We start from the raw sequence: 19,812 nt of genomic DNA on the forward strand, positions 1-19,812 counted from the left end.
ACCGGGGGCCAGGCCACCGCCGCGCGCCACCGGGCGTGGCGTCTGGCGTGAATACGTATGCAGGCAGCGCCATCGTCGTGGGCCGCCGCTAAGCTTGCGGGAGTTGGTTTTCGGCCCGCTTCCAGTGGGTCCCGCATGCCCGGAGGGGGGCTGTCGATGTCGCACTATCCATGGTGGCGCGGAGCCGTCATCTACCAGATCTACCCGCGCAGTTTCCTCGACGCCAACGGCGACGGGGTAGGCGACCTGCCCGGCATCATCCAGCGCCTGGACCATATCGCCGCGCTGGGCGTGGATGCGATCTGGATCTCGCCGTTCTTCCGATCGCCGATGGCCGACTTCGGCTATGACATCGCCGACTACCGCGATGTCGATCCGCTGTTCGGCAGCCTGGACGACTTCGACCGGCTGCTGACCAAGGCCCACGGCCTGGGCCTGAAGGTGATGATCGACCAGGTGCTCAGCCACACCTCGATCGAGCACGCCTGGTTCCGCGAGAGCCGCCAGGACCGCAGCAACCCGAAGGCGGACTGGTATGTGTGGGTGGATCCGCGCGAAGACGGCACGCCCCCCAACAACTGGCTGTCGCTGTTCGGCGGCGGTGCCTGGCAGTGGGAGCCGCGCCGCGAGCAGTACTACCTGCACAACTTCCTGGTGGACCAGCCGGACCTGAATTTCCACCACCCGGAGGTGCAGCAGGCGACCCTGGACAACGTGCGCTTCTGGCTGGACCGGGGTGTGGATGGCTTCCGCCTGGATGCGATCAACTTCTGCTTCCATGACGCGCAGCTGCGCGACAACCCGCCCAAGCCGGCCGACAAGCGCGTCGGCCGCGGCTTCAGCGCGGACAACCCGTACGCCTACCAGTACCACTATTACAACAACACCCAGCCGGAGAACCTGCCGTTCCTGGAGCAGCTGCGCGCCCTGCTGGACGAGTACCCGGGGGCGGTGAGCCTGGGCGAGATCTCCTCGGAGGATTCGCTGGCGACCACCGCCGAATACACCCAGGATGGCCGCCTGCACATGGGCTACAGCTTCGAGCTGCTGGTCAACGATTACAGCGCGGCCTACATCCGCGACACCGTTTCGCGCCTGGAAGCGGCGATGACCGAAGGCTGGCCGTGCTGGGCGGTGTCCAACCACGATGTGGAGCGGGCGGTCAGCCGCTGGGGTGGCCATCCGGCCGACCCTCGCCTGGCGCGGATGCTGGTGGCGCTGCTGTGTTCACTGCGTGGTTCGGTCTGCCTGTACCAGGGTGAGGAGCTGGGCCTGGCAGAGGCCGAAGTGCCGTTCGAGGCGCTGCAGGACCCGTATGGGATCACCTTCTGGCCCAACTTCAAGGGGCGCGACGGCTGCCGCACGCCGCTGCCGTGGATCGACGCGCCGCTGGCCGGCTTCACCACCGGCAAGCCGTGGCTGCCGATCCCGGCCGAGCACCAGGCGGCGGCCGTGGCGGTGCAGGCGCAGGATCCGCAGTCGGTGCTGTCGGCCTTCCGCAGCTTCCTGGCCTGGCGCCGTACCCAGCCGGCCCTGCTGCACGGTGACATCCGGTTCCTGGACAGTGCCGAGCCAGTGCTGCTGTTCGAGCGTATGCTTGCAGATGAAACTCTCCTGCTGGCCTTCAACCTGTCGGCCGAAGCGGTGAGCCATCCGCTGCCGGCGGGCAACTGGCAACAGGTGGCTGTGCCGGGTCCGGATGCGGGGACGGTGCAGGGCAATGAACTGCAGCTGCCGCCGCGTGCGGTGTATTGCGCACGACGCAGCTGACCGATTTCTCCGGTGGCGGTACTTGCGGGGACGGGGCCGAAGCGCCCCGTCCCTTTTTTGTGGGCGCGGTTCGGGTGCAGGACATCCACGCATGGCGTGGATGCACCAGGGGGGGCGAATGGATGCCCGTCACGCATCGATTGCGATGCGGCGGGGGAGAACCACGGCATGCGTGGATGGGTGATGGATGCGACGGTAGATCCACGCCATGCGTGGATGGGGCCGTACCGATCACGCTTCACTGGCCATCGCGTTGTGCGCACAAAGGAAAACCCGCTGCCTGCGCAGCGGGTTTCCGGTCCTGTTCCCTGTGTCCTGTCGCCGGGCATGGCCCGGCGCTACCTCAGAACTTGTAGTTCACGCCCAGCATGTAGGTGCGGCCCCACTCGATGTACTCCAGCGGGCGATCCTTGGTGCCGGCGTAGGTGCGGTACGGCTCGTTGGTCAGGTTGCTTCCCTGCAGCAGCAGGGTCAGCCCACGCAGGCTGCTGCTGTCGCTGAAGGTGTAGCTGACCTGCGCATCGGTCACGTTCTCGCCCACGACATAGCGCAGGGTGCGGTTGCCGTTGAAGTTGCCGATCTCGCCGATGAAGTCCGAACGGCGGCGTTGGCTCACGCGTGCTTCAAAGCCACTACGCTCGTAGTAGGCAGTGAAGTTGTACACGCGCTTGGACAGGCCGGGCAGGCTGATCGGGTCGGTGCCCACGCTGGACGCGCTTTCCGGATCCAGGATCTGGATGTCGCTCTTGTTGAAGGTCGCGCTGGCCTGCGCGCCGAAGCCACGCAGGCTGTCGGTCAGCATTTCCAGCGGGAACGACGCGGTCAGCTCCAGGCCCTTCAGGGTGCCGCCCTTGCCATTCACCGGAGTCGAGAACGTGCCGGTGGGCAGCACCGGCACCACCATGCCCGGCGGCGGCACATAGTCGCCCAGCAGGCCGGTGAAGTCGTAGTTGTCCACCGACTGGGTGTAGACGTAGCTCTTCAGGTCCTTGTAGAAGATCGCGGCGGCCACGTAGGCCTTCTCGCCGAAGTACTTCTCGTAGGACAGGTCCAGTGCGGTGGCGCGCCACGGGTCCAGCAACGGGTTGCCGCCACTGCCGCCGGGGCGACCGGTACCGGTATCCACGCCGAACTCCAGGCCCGCGCGCATCTGGTCCACGCGCGGGCGCGCGACCTGCTTGGCTGCGGCAAAACGCAGGGTCTGCTCATGCGGGAACATGAAGGCCAGGTTCAAGCTGGGCAGCCAGTCGTTGTACTTGCGGCCGTCCGAGTAGGGCTGGATGTTGTTGCCGGCCGCCTGCGAGCTGTCCCAGTAGCGCGAGTCCGAGCTCTGGTCGGTGTGCTGCATCTGCACGCCGATATTGCCGCGTACGCCCACCACACCGATGTCGGTGTTGATGTTCAGGCGCGCCCAGGCGGTGGTGATCTTTTCCTGCACCGTCCACGACTTGGGAATCAGGTAGTCCAGGTTGTCGACCGGATTGAAGGTCATGTAGCGACCGACCGCGCCAGGCACGTTCCAGGCCGGGATGGTGCCCAGGCCGGCGAAGCCGAGGTTGACCGGGCGGTACTGCAGATCCGATGCGATGTTGGCATCGCCCTGCGCGCCCAGCAGGATGTTGCCTTCGGACTGGGTCTTCACCTTGCGGCGGTCGGCATAGTTCACGCCGATATCCAGATCCGGTGCCCACGACGCCATTGCTTCGGGCAGGGCGATGGTCGCGGCCAGCTTGCCACCCTTCAGGCGGTCTTCCACCTTCGGCACCTTGCCGTAACCAGAACCGTAGATGGTGTTGGTCAGGAACAGCGCGTCCGGGTTGGAGTAGTTCAGGCCCGGGCTGATCTGCGAGAAGCCATCCTGGCGGAACTGCACACCGACCGTATCCAGCTGCGGCATCGGGGTCAGCTGCAGGTTGTTTTCCAGGTTCAGTTCGTCGCGGGTGGCCTTGGAATAGTTCAGGTCGGCAACCAGCTTGACGCTGCCGAAGGTGAACTCGTTGTTCCAGCCGAACGCATCGATCTTGTCCTTGCGCTTGTTGTACATGCCGCGCACCAGCGGGTACACGCCACTGGCGGTGCCACCGGTGAAGGTGCCATTGGCATTGACCTGCGGGTTGCTGACCAGCAGGCCCGGGGTGTAGTTGCCGTTGTAGTTGCTGAGGTTGAGCTCGAACTGGTTGGCGGTGTCTATCTGCTCTGCTTCGGTGTGGAACGCGTCGAAGGTGCTGGTCCAAGCGTTGTTGGGCCGGAACTGGATCGTGGCCATCACACCGTCGCGCTTGTTGTTGCCGGTGCGGCGCAGCGCCTTGATGCCATCGGTGAAATAGGTGCCAGCGGCAACGCCGGGGCGGTTGCCGTTGGTGGTGTGCTCGGTGGTCCACGGCTCGTACAGTCCCACCTGGTTTTCCTGGATCGGCATGTCGCTGTGCGCGTAGCCGATGGCGATGCCGAGGGTCTTGTCCAGGAACTGGTCGATGTAGCTGGCGCTGAAGCGGTTGCCGTACGGGTCGGTGTCGGCGGCGCGGCCCAGCGAGCTCTTCTGGTAGCGGCCGCTGACGGCGATGACGCGGTCGGGGAAGCTGAGCGGACGTGCGGTCTGCATGTCGATGGTGCCCGACAGGCCCTGGCCGACCAGCGCTGCATCGGGGGTCTTGTACACGGTCACGCCGTTGACCAGCTCGGACGGATACTGGTCGAACTCGACGCCCCGGTTGTCGCCGGTGCTGACCACTTCACGCCCGTTGAGCAGGGTGGTGGCGAAATCCGGCGACAGGCCGCGCACGCTGATCACCTGCGCACGACCGGCCACACGCTGTGCGGCAAGGCCAGGCAGGCGCGAGATCGATTCGGCGATGCTGACGTCGGGCAGCTTGCCGATGTCCTCGGCGGAGATGGCTTCGACCACCGAGGTGGCGTCCTGCTTGGTGGCGATGGCGCTTTCGATGCCGCGACGGATGCCGGTGACCTGCACGGTGTCCAGGTTGGTGGCGGCGGTGCCGGTTGGCGGGGTTGCCGTGCTCTGCGTGGACTGCGCTGCTGCCAGCGATGGCGTCAGTACGACGGCCAACGCGATGCTCAGCGCACTGCGCTTGTGGTTCAACATTTTCCCCTCCCAGGCAATGTTGTAGTGCGATTCGTGGTCGTCCCGATGCTGTCGAGGACGTGCGACGCGGTGGCCGCTGTCGTCGCCGCTATGGTAGGCAGCGCGTTCTTCGTGGGAATCACCCTGCATACGTATTCAATGGCGTTTGCAGGGTTGTAATCGCTTCCAGATCATCATTCCGGTAGTGCCGGCCACTGGCCGGCAACCATCCACGTCGCAACGATGCCGGCCAGCGGCCGGCACTACCTGCGCATTCACAGCGGGGTGAAGCGGATGGCCTGTCCGCCGCCCGGCGCCAGCACCAGCGTGAGTGAATCGGTGCTGCTGACCTCGCGTGTTTCGCGCTTGAAGGCGAAGGGGGTGCTGCGGAAATCCGCGCCATCGCCATCGCGGTAGACCTCGGCGCGGTAGCGCACGCCCGGCTCCAGGAAACCCAGCGACACCGGCAGCACGCGGCCGTTCTCGTCGGTGATGCTGCCCAGGAACCAGTCGCGGCTGTTGCGGTCGCGGCGCACGATCGTCACGTAGTCGCCGACCTCGCCATCGAGCACGCGGCTCTGCTCCCAGTCCACCGCCACGTCCTCGATGAAGCGGAACGCTTCGCGGTGCTGCAGGTAGTGCTCGGGCAGGTCGGCAGCCATCTGGATCGGGCTGTACAGCACCACATACAGGGCCAGCTGGCGGGCCAGCGTGCTGGGAATGGCCTGGCCGTGGCGCCCCTTCAGGCTGAGGATGCCGGGCGTGTAATCCATCGGCCCGGCCAGCATGCGGGTGAACACCAGGTTGACCTCATGCTCGGGCGGGTTCGGTGGCTGGCCCCAGGCGTTGTACTCCATGCCACGTGCGCCTTCGCGGGAAATCCAGTTCGGGTAAGTGCGGCGCAGGCCGGTGTCCTTGATCGGCTCGTGCGGGTTCACCGACAGGTGCCGGCGCGCAGCTTCCTGCACCACTTTCAGGTGATGGCGGGCCATGAACTGCCCGTCGTGCCACTCGCGCCACAGCGGGCCGCCGGCCGCATTGCGGCGATCAACCTGGCCGTCGTCGCAGACGTAGCCGGTCTTGAACTGGTCCACGCCCAGCCGCGCATACAGATCCAGCGCAGCACCCAGCTGGTCTTCGTAGTGTTCGATCGCACAGCCGGTTTCATGATGTCCGACCAGGTGCACGCCCTTCTTCAGCCCGTACGCCGACAATGATTCGATGTCGAAATCCGGCGTGGCGCGGGTGAAGTCGAAGTCGTAACCGTTGCCGACCCAGTTGCCGTCCCAGCCAGGATTCCAGCCCTCCACCAGCACACCACGGAAGCCGTGCGCGGCGGCGAAATCGATCACCTTCCGCGTCTTTGCGGTGGTGGCCGCATGCTTCGGTCCGGTGGCCCAGCTCTCTTCATCCAGGTGCATCGACCACCACACGCCCAGATACTTGGCCGGTTTCACCCAGCTCACATCGCCCAGCGCATTGGGCTCGTTGAGGTTGAGGATCAGGTCGGACTCGACCAGGCCGCCGGCACGGTCGGCGATCTGCAGGGTGCGCCATGGCGTGGCGAAGGGCAGGGCGCGGCGCACCTTCCAGCCTTCGGCCGAAGGCGAAAGCTGGGCGCGCAGGCGCTGGCCCTCGGTGCGGCGCAGCCACATGCCCGCGTAGTCGACCAGTGCCGCCTCATGGATGGCCACGTGCAGGCCGTCGTGGCTGCGCAGGGTCATCGGCGTGTGCACCAGCGGCACTTCGCGCAGCGGGGTGCGCTGGTACAGGTATTCGTAATGGATCGGCTCGCCCGCAGGTATCCACCATGCGGTGGACTCCGGCGCGATGGCGAACTCGGTCAGCTCGTCATCGATGATCGCTTCGCGCAGGTTCGGTTGCTCGGGGAATACGTAACGGAAGCCCAGGCCGTCGTCGTAGACGCGGAACACCAGGTCCAGCCGGCGCTTGCTGCCGGTGCTTTCGGCCAGGTGCACGGTCAGTTCGTTGAAGTGGTTGCGGGTGAGCCGGCGCTCGCCCCAGGGCTGTTCCCAGCTGTCATCGACACTGCGCCGTTCCTGCGCCAGCAGGCTGAAGTCGCGGTCGAGGCGACCATCGCGCAGTTCAAAACCCAGCTTCGAATCGGCCACCACGGTCTGGCCGAGGCGCTCGACGCGGTAGCGCGCGGTACCGCCGTCCAGCACCAGGCTGACCTTCAGCACCTTGTCCGGTGATTCGACGCTGGCGATCTGCGGTGCCGCCGCCTGTGCCAGCGTGGCCCATCCCAGCAGGGCCAGGCCGAAAGCGTGCGCGAACACTGCGCGTACCGTTGTGGGTGACGTCGGCATTTCCCCTCCCAAGGCGCCGTTGACAGACCCGGACCATAAGCCAGCCCGGCAGGCCTGCCGGTACTGCACGCCATGAATACGTATGCAGCTGGACGCAGTCGACAGCCCCGCGTCTACCATGGGGCCAGGGCACCTTGAGGGAGGTGCCGCGCCCGCACGCCGGCAACGGCAGTGCGGACCCACAACGGTGCAGAGAGGGAGGGAGGTCGACGGGCGCAAGCCGGTCTGCCGCTTCGATGCTGAAGATCATTTGCCTGACCGCTGCCCTGGGGGCAGCGCTGGGGACGACCGCGCACGCGGCCGACCTGACATTCGACGGCCGCCAGGCGCGCGCCGAATCCGCTGCCAAGGGCAGTTTCATCCTGCATGCGCCGAAGGGTGAGGTGCGCATCGCCGCCGCGCCCATGCGCAGCCAGACCGGCAGCGTGATGTTCGATGCGCTGTTCGCGCTGGCCCAGCAGGAAATGGACCAGGACCGGGTGGATGCCATCCGCGATCCGGCCTTCGACGAAGGCCGTCCGGTACCGTGCGAGTGCTTCCAGACCGGTGCGCGCTGGCCGTATGTGTGGACGCGTGACGTCAGCTTTGCAGCCGATCTGGCGCTGGCGAAGCTGGACCCGAAGCGCACCCGTCAGTCGCTGCAGTTCAAGTTGTCGGCTGCGCGCGACGGGCATACGCCCGGCCTGTTCGTGGCCCAGGACACCGGCTCCGGTGGCAGCTGGCCGATCAGCAGCGACCGCGTGGTGTGGTTCCTCGCCGCACGCCACCTGCTGGATGATCCTGCGTTTGCCGAGCAGGTCTGGCAGGCCCTGCAGGGCACATTGGCGCAGGACCGGGCGATGGTGTTCGACGCGCAGATGGGCCTGTATCGCGGCGAGACCTCGTTCCTTGACTGGCGCGAGCAGACCTATCCGGACTGGACGCGCGAGGACGTGCGCTTCATCGGTGATTCCTACGCGCTGTCCACCAACGTGCTGCATTACCAGGCGCTGCGCCTGGCGCAGCAGATGGCCGCGCAGCTGGGCGACGAGCGCAGCGAGCAGTACAGGGCCTGGGCCGATGCACTGGCGGTGCAGATCGACGCGCGCTTCTGGCGCGAAGACATGGGCCAGTACATGAGCTACATCGGCGAGGCGGCGCACCCGGTGCCGTACGCCAAGATCGATTTGCTCGGCCTGTCGCTGGGCATCCTCGCTGACGTGCTGCCCACTGAACGTGCGCGTCATGCGCTGGCGGGCTATCCGATGGGCGCTGCCGGCAGCCCGGTGGTGTGGCCGCAGGAAGCGCAGCAGCCGATCTACCACAACCGTGCGATCTGGCCGTTCGTCAGCGCGTACTCGCTGCGCGCGGCGCGCAAGGTGGACGATGCGCCACGCATTGCTGCCGAGATCCGCTCGCTGATGCAAGGGGCGGCGCTGGCAGGTTCCAACATGGAGAACTACGAGCTGGTCAGCCAGGCCGTGCACGTGGACGAAGGCGCGTTGAGCGGGCCGGTGGTCAACTCCGAGCGCCAGCTGTGGTCGGTGGCCGGCTATCTGTCGATGGTCACCGAAGGCGTGTTCGGCGTGCAGGACGACGGTCGCGTGCAGCCCAAGCTGCCGGCCGAGCTGGTGCCGGAGCTGTTCGGAAAGCAGAAGCGGATCAGTCTGGAGGCGGGCGGCAAGCGCTATGTGCTGGAGCGCCCAAGGCAGGTGGGCGCTGGCTTGTTGATCGCGGGAAAAACGCGTACGCGCGGCACCACGACCACCGTGCAGCTGGTCGCTGCGCCGGCAGCCGTGAGCCGTGATGTGCCGCGTGCCGATGCCAATGCACGAGCACCGGCCACGCCGCTGGCACCGCAGGCAAAGCGCAGTGGCAAGGGCTGGTCGGTCGCGGTGGCTGCCGGCCAGGTCCTCTGGCAGGACGGTGTCGCGGCCACGGCCAGCAAGGGCCAGGTGCGCGTCGGCGATGATGGCCTGCAGCACTGCCTGAGCTTGACCCGGCGTGAAGGTGCGCTGGAATCCCTGCACAGCCCGATGGTCTGCGTCGGCCCGCAGCAGGTGCTGCGGGGCAGCCGGCAATGGCAGTTCAATGCAGCCAGGGCGGGCCACGTGCGCCTGCGCCTGCAGTACAGCAACCCGAACGGCCCGATCAACACCGGTGTGACCGCGGCGGTGAAGCAGCTGGCCGTGCAGTGCAAGGGCCAGCCTCCGCAGCGGCACACGGTAACGCTGCCGCACAGCGTGGCGGCGCAGGACTCGACCGCGGCAACCTTCGCGGTACCCAAAGGCCGCTGCACGGTGACGCTGGAAGAGGGCTTCAACATGAGCGCGCTGCAGCACTTCGCGCACTACACCGGCGGCAAGGGCGGGCGTGATGGCGTGCTGAACCAGGCCCAGGTGCAGGCGCTGAAGATTGCGCCGGTGGCGGCAGCAGAGGACGCACGATGAGCCGTCCTGCAAAGCCGCAGTTGTCGTTCTGGCAGATCTGGAACATGTGCTTTGGCTTCCTTGGCATCCAGTTCGGCTTTGCCCTGCAGAACGCCAACGCCAGCCGCATCTTCGAAACACTGGGTGCGGACATGGACGCGGTGCCCGGACTGTGGATCGCCGCACCGCTGACCGGCCTGCTGGTGCAGCCGGTGATCGGCTACCTGTCCGACCGCACGTGGACACGCTGGGGACGGCGCCGCCCGTTCTTCATGATCGGCGCGGTGCTGACCACGCTGGCCCTGCTGGTGATGCCGAACTCGCCGACGCTGTGGATCGCGGCCGGCACGCTGTGGGTGCTGGACGCCTCGATCAATGTGTCGATGGAGCCGTTCCGCGCCTTTGTTGGCGACCAGCTGGCACCACGGCAGCGCCCGGCGGGCTATGCGATGCAGAGCTTCTTCATCGGCGTCGGCGCGATCGTTGCCAGCTTCCTGCCTTTCATCCTGGCCCACTTCGGTGTTGCCAACACGGCAGCGGCGGGCGAGGTGCCCGATACCGTGCGCTATGCGTTCTACTTCGGCGCGGTGGTGCTGCTGGCGGCGATCACCTGGACGGTGGTCAGCACCCGTGAGTATTCGCCCGACGAGCTGGCCAGCTTCGATGATGCCGAACCACCGGCGCACCATGCCGGGGCCGCGGTCACCGGGCCCGCACCGTGGACGCAGGTTGCGCTGTGGCTCGGTCTCGGCGCGTTGCTGGCGGCACTGATCGCGTGGCGCCAGGGCGACAAGATGCTGTACGTGCTGGCAGGCCTGTGCGCGGGTTACGGCGCACTGCTGGCGGCGGCGCGGGTACTACCGGGTACGCACATGCTGGCCGCCATCGTCGGCGACCTGCGCGCGATGCCGATCACCATGCGCCGGCTGGCCTGGGTGCAGTTCTTTTCCTGGTTCGCCCTGTTCGCGATGTGGATCTTCACCACGCGTGCGGTGGCCGGCATGCATTTCGGTTCCACCGATGTCGAATCGGCGGCCTACAACGAAGGTGCCAACTGGGTGGGCGTGCTGTTCGGTGCCTACAACGGTTTCGCCGCACTGGCCGCGCTGCTGATCCCGCCGATGGTGCGGGCGATCGGCCTGCGCTGGAGCCACCTGGTCAACCTGTGGCTGGGTGGGGCAGGGTTGATCTCGATGATGTTCATCGACGATCCGCAGTGGCTGCTGCTGTCGATGGTCGGCGTCGGCTTTGCCTGGGCCTCGATCCTGTCGCTGCCCTATGCGCTGCTGTCGGACAGCGTCCCGGCAGCGAAGATGGGCGTGTACATGGGCATCTTCAATTTCTTCATCGTGATCCCGCAGCTGGTCGCGGCCAGCGCGCTCGGTTTTGCCCTGCGTGCATGGCTGGGGGGCCAGCCGATGCATGTCCTGGTGCTGGGTGGCTGCAGTCTGTTGATTGCCGGTCTGTGCGTGTTGCGGGTTCCGTCCCGTCCGGAGGTGGTGTGATGCGTGGTGCCCTGTCTGCTGCTGTATCCCTTGTGCTGTTCGCTGGCCATGCTTCGGCTGCGCCACGCCCGGCCTATGTTGGTACCACCGAGCCGTTCGCCAGTGACGCGGTGTACTTCGTGGTCACCGACCGCTTCGTCAACGGCGATCCGTCCAACGACCATCGCGACCAGGGCGGCAAGCACCGTACCTTCGATATTCCGGTGCCATGCCCGGACAAGGTGGACGGCAACATCGGCTATCTCGGTGGCGATTTCCGTGGCGTGCTCGACAATGCCGACTACATCCGCAACCTCGGTTTCGGCGCGGTGTGGATCACCCCCATCGTCGACAACCCGGATGAAGCCTTCACCGGCAGCAAGCCGATCAGCTGTACCAGCACCCTGACCGACCGTGGCAAGACCGGCTACCACGGCTACTGGGGCATCAACTTCTACACGCTGGACGAGCACCTGCCGAGCAGGGACCTGGATTTTGCCGGGTTGACCAAGGGCCTGCACGGCGCCGGCCTGAAGGTGGTGCTGGACATCGTCGGCAACCACGGTTCGCCGGCCTGGACCATGCCCAAGCGGCAGCCGCAGTTCGGCCAGATCTTCGACAAGGACGGCAGGTTGATTGCCGACCACCAGAACCTGCCGCCACAGAAGCTGGACCCGAAGCACAATCCGCTGCACGCGTTCTACAACAACATCGGCCCGGTCGACAGCAAGGACGGCTCGATCTTCGATGGCAACCTGGCCGAGCTGGGCGACTTCAACCAGGACAACCCGGCAGTGATGGACTACCTGGTGGGGGCGTACCTGCAGTGGACCGCGCAGGGTGTGGATGCGCTGCGCATCGACACCATCGGCTGGCTGCCGCATCCGTGGTGGCACGAGTTCGTCAACCGCATCCGCGCGCAGCATCCGGGCATGTTCATGTTCGGCGAAGCGTTCGACTACAACGCCGCCAGCATCGCCGAACACACCTGGCCGGCCAACGCCAATGTCAGCGTGCTCGACTTCCCGCTGCGCGGCGCGCTGGAGCAGGCCTTCGGCAGCGCCGGCAAGGGCTTTGAAACGCTGGCTGAGCCGCTGCACCTGACCGGTGGCCCGTACGCCAACCCGTACGAGCTGATGAGCTTCTACGACAACCACGACATGCCGCGCCTGCAGGCCAGCGACAGCGGCTTCATCGACGCGCACAACTGGCTGTTCACCGCGCGTGGCATTCCGGTGGTCTATTACGGATCGGAATCCGGCTTCATGCGCGGCCGTGCGGAGCACGCCGGCAACCGTGCCTACTTCGGCCAGCCGCGGGTGGATGCAGCCCCGCAGAGCCCGATCTTCGCCCCGCTGCAGCGCATCGCCAAGCTGCGCGAGAGTACGCCGGCGTTGCAGCGCGGCCTGCAGGTGAACGAACGTCTGCAGGGCGATGAAGCGGTGTTCTTCCGTGTGCTGCAGCATGGCGACGTGGCGCAGACCGCGCTGGTGCTGCTGAACAAGGGCGTTGCCGCGAAGACCTTCAGCGTGGACCGCTACCTGCAGCCCGGCCTCTGGCGCGACGCGCTGGACGGTGGCCAGGTGACGGTGAAGGGCAGCCTGAAGGCGGAGGTGCCGGCGCACGGGGTGAAGGTGCTTGTGCTGGATGCGGACGTGCAGCAGCCGGCCCTGCAGGCCGAACTGGACAAGGCCATGGCAGACCAGCTGGCGCGCGACCAGCGACTGAAGCGCTGACCGCGCAGTGACCAGCGGAAACGGTAGTGCCGGCCGCTGGCCGGCAGCCTCTTCGTCGTTGGACCCAGTGCAGTTGCCGGCCAGCGGCCGGCACTACCTGGTGTGGCGGCATCCGGCACAATAGGCACCCCCTGATGCCGCGCTCGTACTGCCATGACCGACCTTGCCCCGCAGACTCCCATCGAAACCCTGCTCAAGGCCGCGATGGACGGAACAGTGCCGATCCGGGCATTCATGGAGGCCTTCGTTGCTTCCCAGGTGGTGCTGCTGACGGGCAGCCTGGTCACGCCCGATGGGAGTGGCTTCGATCCGCTGCTGTTCGACAAGCAGGGCACCCTGCACGTGGCTGTGTTCACCGATCCGGCGCGGGTGGGCATCTACAGCCAGCAGGCCGAGCATCAGGTCCGCTGGCTGATGCTGGACGTGCTGCGCCGCGTGCCGGGCGGCTACGGCGTGGTGATCAACCCGGGCACTACGCTGGGCTTCGAGATCTCGCCCAGCGGCGTCGGTGAGATCCTGAAGGACTTCTCGCAGGGCTGAGGTGCATATCGCCGGGGAGCCGATCCCATGCACGGTTGGATTGATTGCAACGATTTGCAGTGACTGCAGGGGTGAAGCATGCTTTCCTGAAGGACGATCAGGACAGCGAGGTTACCCATGGAGTTCAGGATGCTGGCGCCGGCAGCGCCGGAGTGCGAGCAGCTGGCGCAGTGGTATCACGCGCAGTGGGGAAAGGATGCAGGCTTCACTCTGGAAGATGAGCGTCTGCGGCTGCGCAAGCCCAAGGACGCGCAGGGATTCCCGCATCTGCTGGCGGCAATCGACGATGGGCAGGTGGTCGGCGCCGTGCAGCTCAAGCGCGGTGAGATGCCCGGTTTTCCCGAGTATGAGCACTGGCTGGGAAGCGTGTATGTGGCCGACAGCCAACGCGGGCGAGGGTTGGCCAGCACGCTTGTCGAACACGCAGTGAAGCAGGCCCGGTCGATGGGCATATCGCAGCTCTACCTGCAGACCGAGTCGCTGGACGGTGGTCTGTATGCGCGATTGGGGTGGAAGCCCGTTGTCGAGTCCGACACGCGTGGCTTCCCGGTGCTGGTGATGGTCCGCGGGTTGAGCGCATGAGCACCGCCTCGGCCCGCCATTCCCGTCTTGCCCTGGTCTTCCTGATCGGCGCCATCGTCGCAGCCCTCATCGCCGCGCCATTGCTGAGCGCGGTCGGCATCGTGCAGTGGCCGGTGTTCGTCATCGCCTGGCTGATCAATCTTGGCGCTGCCTGGCATCTGGGCGTTTGGGCAGGGCTGCAGGGCCGTTCGGAGTTTGCCTTCATGTTGCTGGCTGCACTCGGCACCGTGGCGTCGATCGTGATCTACGTGCTGCTGGCGGTGCTGGGGCCGAAGGCCGGTTCGCAGGGCCCCGCAGCGTAACCCAGGGCGTCAACCGGGCATTACGGCATCCACGCCGCGCATGGATGTGTTCCAGTAGATCCACGCCCTGCGTGGATGCATCCCCGTAGATCCACGCCATGCGTGGATGCCGTAGGAGATCGGTGCCGGCCCGAAGGCCGGCACCGCCACTCACATCACATCGTCACCTTGCGCCGGTTGTCTTCGCTCACCCGGTCGATCAGCTTGTTGTACGGATCGAAACCGGCCTCGTCCGGCTTGGCATCCACCGTCACCGTGATCGTCGGCGCTGCCGTGGTGATGTGATGGCGCTGCAGGTACAGCACCTTCTGGTCGCGTTCCTTGCCCGAGGGACCATTGGCGAACACGCCGATCTCGACCCAGTCGTCCAGCGTGGCCGGCGTTTCCTTGCCCTGGCCATCGGCATGGACCTTGGCGGCGTGCAGCTTCAGGGTGACGTCGTAGCGGCCATCGGCACGCTTGCGCGCGCTGGCGGTCTCCAGCCGGTTGTCGTACAGCGTGATCTTCTCGAACAGATCGGTCAGCAGCTGCTGGCGGTCGGCCGGGGTCTCCGCACGCAGGTAGTCCAGCAGCTCCCGCGAGGTGGTGTACGGCGGCTGCTGGTAGCCCTTGTCCTGCAGGAAGCGCTGCAGGGCGCGGTTCAGCGCCTGTTCGCCGATTTCCTCACGCAGGCGGTAGAACACCAGCGAACCCTTGCGATAGTGGATGTACTGCTGGTTCTCCACCCGTTCCAGCGGCAGTTCCTCGATGCGCTCGCCGCCACGGCCGGCCAGATAGCGGTCCAGTTCGGTCTTCAGGAACTGGCGCATGTGCGCACGGCCGTACTCCTTTTCCATCACCATCAGCGCCGAGTACTGCGACAGCGATTCGGACAGTACCGTGGCGCCCTGCACGTTGGCACCGATCACCTGGTGCGCCCACCACTGGTGTGCGATCTCATGCGCGGTGACGTAGAACACGTAGTCCACCTTGTCCGGGTCACGCAGGTCGGCGATGAAGCCGATCGACTCGGAGTAGGGGATGGTGTTGGCGAAGGACTGGGCAAAGCTCTGGTAGCCCGGGAACTCGATGATGCGCACCTGGCGGTGCTGGTAGGGCGTGAAGTTCGCCTCGTAGTAGGCCAGCGACTTCTGCACCGCCTCGATCATGCGGTCCACGTTGTAGGCATGGGCCGGGTCGAAGTACACCTCGATCGGAATGTCCTTGTACATGCCCTTCTTCACCTGCCAGCGCGCCGACAGATAGGCGTAGAAGTTGAGCATGGGCCGGTCCATCGCATAGCTGAAGCAGCGGCGGCCGTTCACGGTGGTCTCGTGCTGCAGGTAGCCCGGGGCCAGCGCGACCTGGTCCGGTGCGGTGCAGATGGTGGTACGGAAGTCCAGCCAGTCGGCGTCGTCGGAGATGTAGGTGTTGGCACGTGCTGCTTCATCCTCCAGCTTCGGCATGCGGGTCGGCTCACCCAGCCCGCGCTTGCGCCGTTCGTTGCGGTCCTCCAGCTCGCCGCGCGGGTCGTAGCCGAATGACGGCAGCAGGGTGCTGTTGAAGAACGTGCCGTTGTCCACGATGTTGCTGGGTGCCTGGCCGGCGGTGATGCCCTTGGGGCGTTGTTCGACGCGGAAATGCACCTGCCGCTGCTCGCCGGGTTGCAATGGCGTGGCCAGGCGGTAGATGCGGTAACCCAGGTCGACATCATGGAAGGCCAGGGTCTGCCCGCCCAGGTCGACCTTGACCAGATTGCGGTCATCGCCCATCGCGATGTGGATGTCACTGATCGGGGCAGCGTGGGTGTTGCGCACCGTCCAGTCGGCATCGATGACCATCGACTGGGTTTCCGGATGCAGGTCCACGCGGTTGTCGACGGCGATGATGCGCGGTTGCGGCAGGTTCCTGTACTTGGACAGCTCGCGCTCGTAGCGCACCTGCAGGTCGCGCTGCTGGTCGGGAGACAGGAATTCATTGCGGATGTTGGTGCTCCAGTACAACCATCCGCCGAGCGCGACAAAGCCGAGCAGGGATACGGCAAAGCCAGCGCCGGTAGGACCGCGCAGGCGGCGTGCCGCCAGCTTCAGCCGGTCACGCGCACTGGCGCCGACGCCGCGCACCCAGAACGCGGAGGCAAGGAACAGCAGCGCGGCCAGCAGCAGGCCCCAATAGGCCTGGAAGACCAGCTGCCCAGGCAGGAAGTGGCCGTAGCCGTTCATGTCCGAGTACGGGGCGTTGGGCCAGTTGCCGAAGTTGTACAGGTTCTGGGTGTAGTCCAGCAGGCCCAGCGCGACCTGCGCGATCATCACCACGATCAACAGCGCGTAGCCGAAGAACTTGTTGTTGGTCAGGACCTGCAGCACCAGCGCCATGCCGCCCATCAGCACATAGAACACCGAACCGAGGGCCAGCACCTTCAGGTACAGCAGCGGCTCCAGGTGGGTGTAGCCCTGCACCAGCTGCATGGCCATCGACACCACCGCACCGATGGCCTGGAAGCAGGCGACGATCACCACCAGGGTGGTCAGCCGGGCCAGCAGCGGTACCCAGTTGGGTACGGGCATGGCGTCGTTGACTTCGTTCAAGCGGACCGCGCGCTCCTTCCAGACCAGTTCGCCGGAATAGAACAGCACGATGATCACCAGCAGCCAGCTGTAGGCGCCCTGCAGGGCCGACAGCATTTCGGTGGTGACCGGCCAGATCGGCGTGCCATAGACCGCGCTCTGGTGCAGGGCGGCGGGGATGAAGTTGGCCAGGCCCAGCACCAGCAGCACGATGAACGGCACCCCGCGCAGGACGCCGAGGGTGTCAAAGCGCACCTGGCGCACGAACTGGTGCCAGCCGGTTGCCGCGCTGAAGCGGGGGTGCACGCGCGGCGCGGTGATCGCCGCCGGTCGCGGCGCATCGGCGCTGGCCACGGCCTGGCGACGGCCCCAACGCCTGCGCCCACTGCCGGTACGCTCGGTGCGGAACAGAGCGAAGGTGGCGGTGAACAAGACGGCGGCCACCCCCAGCCACAGGGCACGGTTGGCCAGCAGGTAGCCTGCGACCTCGGGCAGGCGGGTATTGCTCTGCTCGGCGGCCCAGTAGCGGACCGTGCGGCCGAGCGCGCGCATGCCCAGTGGCTCGGTCAGCGTGGCGACCCAGACGTTGTCGATATCGCTCAGCAGCGAGGCACTCACGCCATACAGCACGAAGTAGCCGACCAGGCCGATGTAGACCCACAGGATCGAGCGCGTCAGCGCCGCCAGCAGCGACAGCAGGGCGGTGGTGAACAACACGTTGGGCAGCACGATCCAGGTGAAGGTCCAGGCATAGCTGGCCAGCGAAACCGGGCCGACGCGGGCCTTGTCCACCCAGGGCATGAACGGCCCCAGGAAGATGCCCAGCGCGATGATCAGGTAGACCACCAGGCTGGCGCAGATCGCTGCCAGGATGCGTCCGGCCAGGTAATCGCGGCGCTTGATCGGGCTTGCGAAGATCAGCTCCGAGGTGCCCAGCTCGAAGTCGCGCAGCAGTGCATTGCTGACGAACAGGGTGGACACCAGCATGCCCATCATGGTGAAGATGCCCATGAAGCGCGCGATGACGATCGGCGCATTGCTGTGCACGTTGTTGACGCCGCCGCCGATCTGTACGGCTTCGGAGGAGGCGGCGGCGAAGGCCAGCGCGGCGAACAGGAACGCCAGCAGCCACAGCAGCGGCGAACGCAGCTGCTCGCGCAGCTCGAAGCGGAAGAAGGTGAGGATCATGGTGTGCTCCGCTCAGGCTGCACGGGCACGCGCCTGCAGGCGCAGGCGCTGGAAGTACACATCCTCGAGATCGGGGGCCACTGCAGTGAAGCCATCACCGGGCTCGCTGGCGCTGTGCACGTGGATCACCGGGCGGCCGCCGACCAGGCGCGAGGACAGCACCGTGTAGCGCGCCTCGTGGTCGGCCAGTTCGGAAGGCTCCACCTGCTTGCGCCAGACCTGCTGCTGCAACGCCTCGATCGCATCGGTGGGGCGACCGGTCAGCAGCACCTGGCCCTTGTTCATGATCGCCATGGTGGGGCACAGGTCGGTCACGTCCTCGACGATGTGGGTGGACAGGATCACCGCCACGTTCTCGCCGATGGCCGCCAGCAGGTTGAGGAAGCGGTTGCGCTCTTCCGGATCAAGGCCGGCGGTGGGTTCGTCGACGATCACCAGGCGCGGGTCGCCCAACAGCGCCTGGGCGATACCGAAGCGCTGGCGCATGCCGCCGGAGTAGGTGCCCAGCTTGCGCTTGCGCGCATCCCACAGGTTCACCTGCTGCAGCAGGCCATCGACCACCTCGCGGCGCTGACCGCGCTGGGTCAAGCCCTTCAGTACGGCAAAGTGTTCCAGCAGGTCCAGTGCGCTGACCTTCGGGTACACCCCGAAATCCTGCGGCAGGTAGCCCAGCCGGCGGCGCACGGCATCCTTGTCGCGCAGCACGTCGATCGGCGCTTCACCCGGAATGCTCAGGGTGGCACTGCCGCTGTCGGCTTCCTGCAGGGTGGCCAGCGTGCGCATCAGCGAGGATTTCCCCGCGCCGTTGGGCCCGAGCAGGCCAAACATGCCGCGGGGAATATCCAGGGTGACCCCGTTCAACGCGTGTACGCCGTTGGCGTACGTCTTGGACAGCGAATCGATCTTCAGCATGCGACGTACACCTTTCCGTGTGTTGATCTGCTGTTTATCGCGCTGAACGGGGGCGGCGTCATGCCCCTTTGGTCATGGTGCCCCCAGACGATGGCCGTCCCAACGGGTGGGCTGGATATACTCGTTCGCGCCCCGACTCGGAAAAGGACATCCGGTGCGCATCGCATTCTGGTCAAGCTGGTTGCTGTTGATCTCCCTCAGTATCGGGCTGGCGCTGTCGCTGGCCGATTTCCGTACTGCCACGCATTACGCATCCGCACCGCTGCTGCTGGAACCGGGCACGCAGCTGACGCTGGAAACCGAGCGGCTGTTGCCGGGGCGGCCGCAGCTGTCGTTGACGTTCCAGCGTCCCCCGCCGGACTACGACCAGCCGGACCCCGTGCTTGGCAACTGGCAGAACAGTCAGCACGCCGGTTTCCTGCGCTTCCGCACGCCCGGCGAGCCGATCAGGCTGAAAGTCGAGCATGACGGTCGGCACGCGATCTATCGGGCCATGCCGGTCAGTTCGCATGGCTCGGGTGAGGTGACGCGCGAATTTACGCCGGACGAACCCAGCGCATCGCCCACCGATTTCCAGTGGCCGCCACTGGCCTCGCCGCTTACGCTGGGTGCTGGCAACCTGCACCTGAAGATCACCGTTGTGGAGGTCGGGCCTGGCCTGCGCGGAGAAACCGCGACACTGGGCCTGGAACCGGGCCTTCAGATGAAAGTGACTGACGCGGACTACGGTTGGTTGTGGCTGCTGTTTATCGTCAAACCAGCGCTGCAACTGCTGCTGGCACTCTATGCGGTGGTGATGCTGGCGTGGAGCTGGCGCAAGGGGCGCGCTTGGTGGCGGGGCAGAGCTGGCGCCGTGAAAGCTTCCTGAATGCGTTAACAGCGGTGCGCTGGATCACACAATGCGTCGACAGGGGCGCCGATAGGCTTTCCCC

12 protein-coding genes are annotated in these 19,812 nt (G+C 66.2%); 8 read left to right on the forward strand and 4 right to left on the reverse strand.

The genetic code is table 11. The features are described from left to right. Window positions 1–156 precede the first annotated feature (156 nt). A complete protein-coding gene (locus LC407_RS01620; RefSeq protein WP_223482068.1) occupies window positions 157–1,770 on the forward strand; it encodes an alpha-glucosidase family protein in 1,614 nt (537 codons plus the stop codon). A gap of 343 nt (window positions 1,771–2,113) precedes the next feature. Here the strand turns inward: LC407_RS01620 and LC407_RS01625 are convergent, their stop codons facing one another. Together LC407_RS01625 and LC407_RS01630 are read right to left on the reverse strand one after the other, a co-directional pair. Beyond that, window positions 2,114–4,873, reverse strand: coding sequence for a TonB-dependent receptor (locus tag LC407_RS01625; protein WP_223482069.1), 2,760 nt, complete (start codon window positions 4,871–4,873; stop codon window positions 2,114–2,116). A gap of 254 nt (window positions 4,874–5,127) precedes the next feature. Next, the gene (locus LC407_RS01630) at window positions 5,128–7,182 is read right to left on the reverse strand and encodes a glycoside hydrolase family 97 protein (protein ID WP_223482070.1); all 2,055 of its coding nucleotides are present in this window, start codon (window positions 7,180–7,182) and stop codon (window positions 5,128–5,130) included. Between the two features lie 236 nt (window positions 7,183–7,418). Between LC407_RS01630 and LC407_RS01635 the strand changes: the two genes are divergently transcribed. From LC407_RS01635 to LC407_RS01660, 6 genes are all read left to right on the forward strand, one after another. Continuing rightward, a complete protein-coding gene (locus LC407_RS01635; RefSeq protein WP_223482071.1) occupies window positions 7,419–9,611 on the forward strand; it encodes a Six-hairpin glycosidase-like protein in 2,193 nt (730 codons plus the stop codon). Next, window positions 9,608–11,095, forward strand: coding sequence for an MFS transporter (locus tag LC407_RS01640; RefSeq protein WP_025873959.1), 1,488 nt, complete (start codon window positions 9,608–9,610; stop codon window positions 11,093–11,095). Before LC407_RS01635 ends, LC407_RS01640 begins: the two co-directional genes overlap by 4 nt. Further along, on the forward strand, window positions 11,095–12,810 hold the full coding sequence (locus LC407_RS01645) for an alpha-amylase family glycosyl hydrolase (protein WP_223482072.1): 1,716 nt from the start codon (window positions 11,095–11,097) through the stop codon (window positions 12,808–12,810). Before LC407_RS01640 ends, LC407_RS01645 begins: the two co-directional genes overlap by 1 nt. 153 nt (window positions 12,811–12,963) lie before the next feature. After that, window positions 12,964–13,350 (forward strand): SseB family protein, encoded by a 387-nt coding sequence (locus LC407_RS01650; RefSeq protein ID WP_025873957.1) that lies wholly within the window; start codon window positions 12,964–12,966, stop codon window positions 13,348–13,350. Window positions 13,351–13,467: 117 nt separating this feature from the next. Beyond that, entirely contained in the window at window positions 13,468–13,932 is a 465-nt protein-coding gene (locus tag LC407_RS01655; protein ID WP_032975876.1) for a GNAT family N-acetyltransferase, read from the forward strand. Further along, window positions 13,929–14,234 (forward strand): hypothetical protein, encoded by a 306-nt coding sequence (locus LC407_RS01660; RefSeq protein ID WP_033830565.1) that lies wholly within the window; start codon window positions 13,929–13,931, stop codon window positions 14,232–14,234. The genes LC407_RS01655 and LC407_RS01660 overlap by 4 nt, the downstream gene beginning before the upstream one ends. A gap of 155 nt (window positions 14,235–14,389) precedes the next feature. Here LC407_RS01660 and LC407_RS01665 read toward each other — a convergent pair whose 3' ends face one another. Continuing rightward, on the reverse strand, window positions 14,390–17,968 hold the full coding sequence (locus LC407_RS01665) for a M1 family aminopeptidase (protein ID WP_223482073.1): 3,579 nt from the start codon (window positions 17,966–17,968) through the stop codon (window positions 14,390–14,392). A gap of 12 nt (window positions 17,969–17,980) precedes the next feature. Further along, complete coding sequence (locus tag LC407_RS01670) at window positions 17,981–18,880, reverse strand: ABC transporter ATP-binding protein (RefSeq protein ID WP_223482074.1); 900 nt, start codon at window positions 18,878–18,880, stop codon at window positions 17,981–17,983. 154 nt (window positions 18,881–19,034) lie between these two features. On the opposite strand from LC407_RS01670, the gene LC407_RS01675 reads away from it, so the two are divergent. Continuing rightward, complete coding sequence (locus tag LC407_RS01675; protein ID WP_223482075.1) at window positions 19,035–19,748, forward strand: hypothetical protein; 714 nt, start codon at window positions 19,035–19,037, stop codon at window positions 19,746–19,748. The last annotated feature ends 64 nt before the right edge of the window (window positions 19,749–19,812 follow it).

Origin of the sequence: Stenotrophomonas sp. OVS01A (genome assembly GCF_019969775.1) — a bacterium.
Lineage (GTDB): Bacteria > Pseudomonadota > Gammaproteobacteria > Xanthomonadales > Xanthomonadaceae > Stenotrophomonas > Stenotrophomonas indicatrix.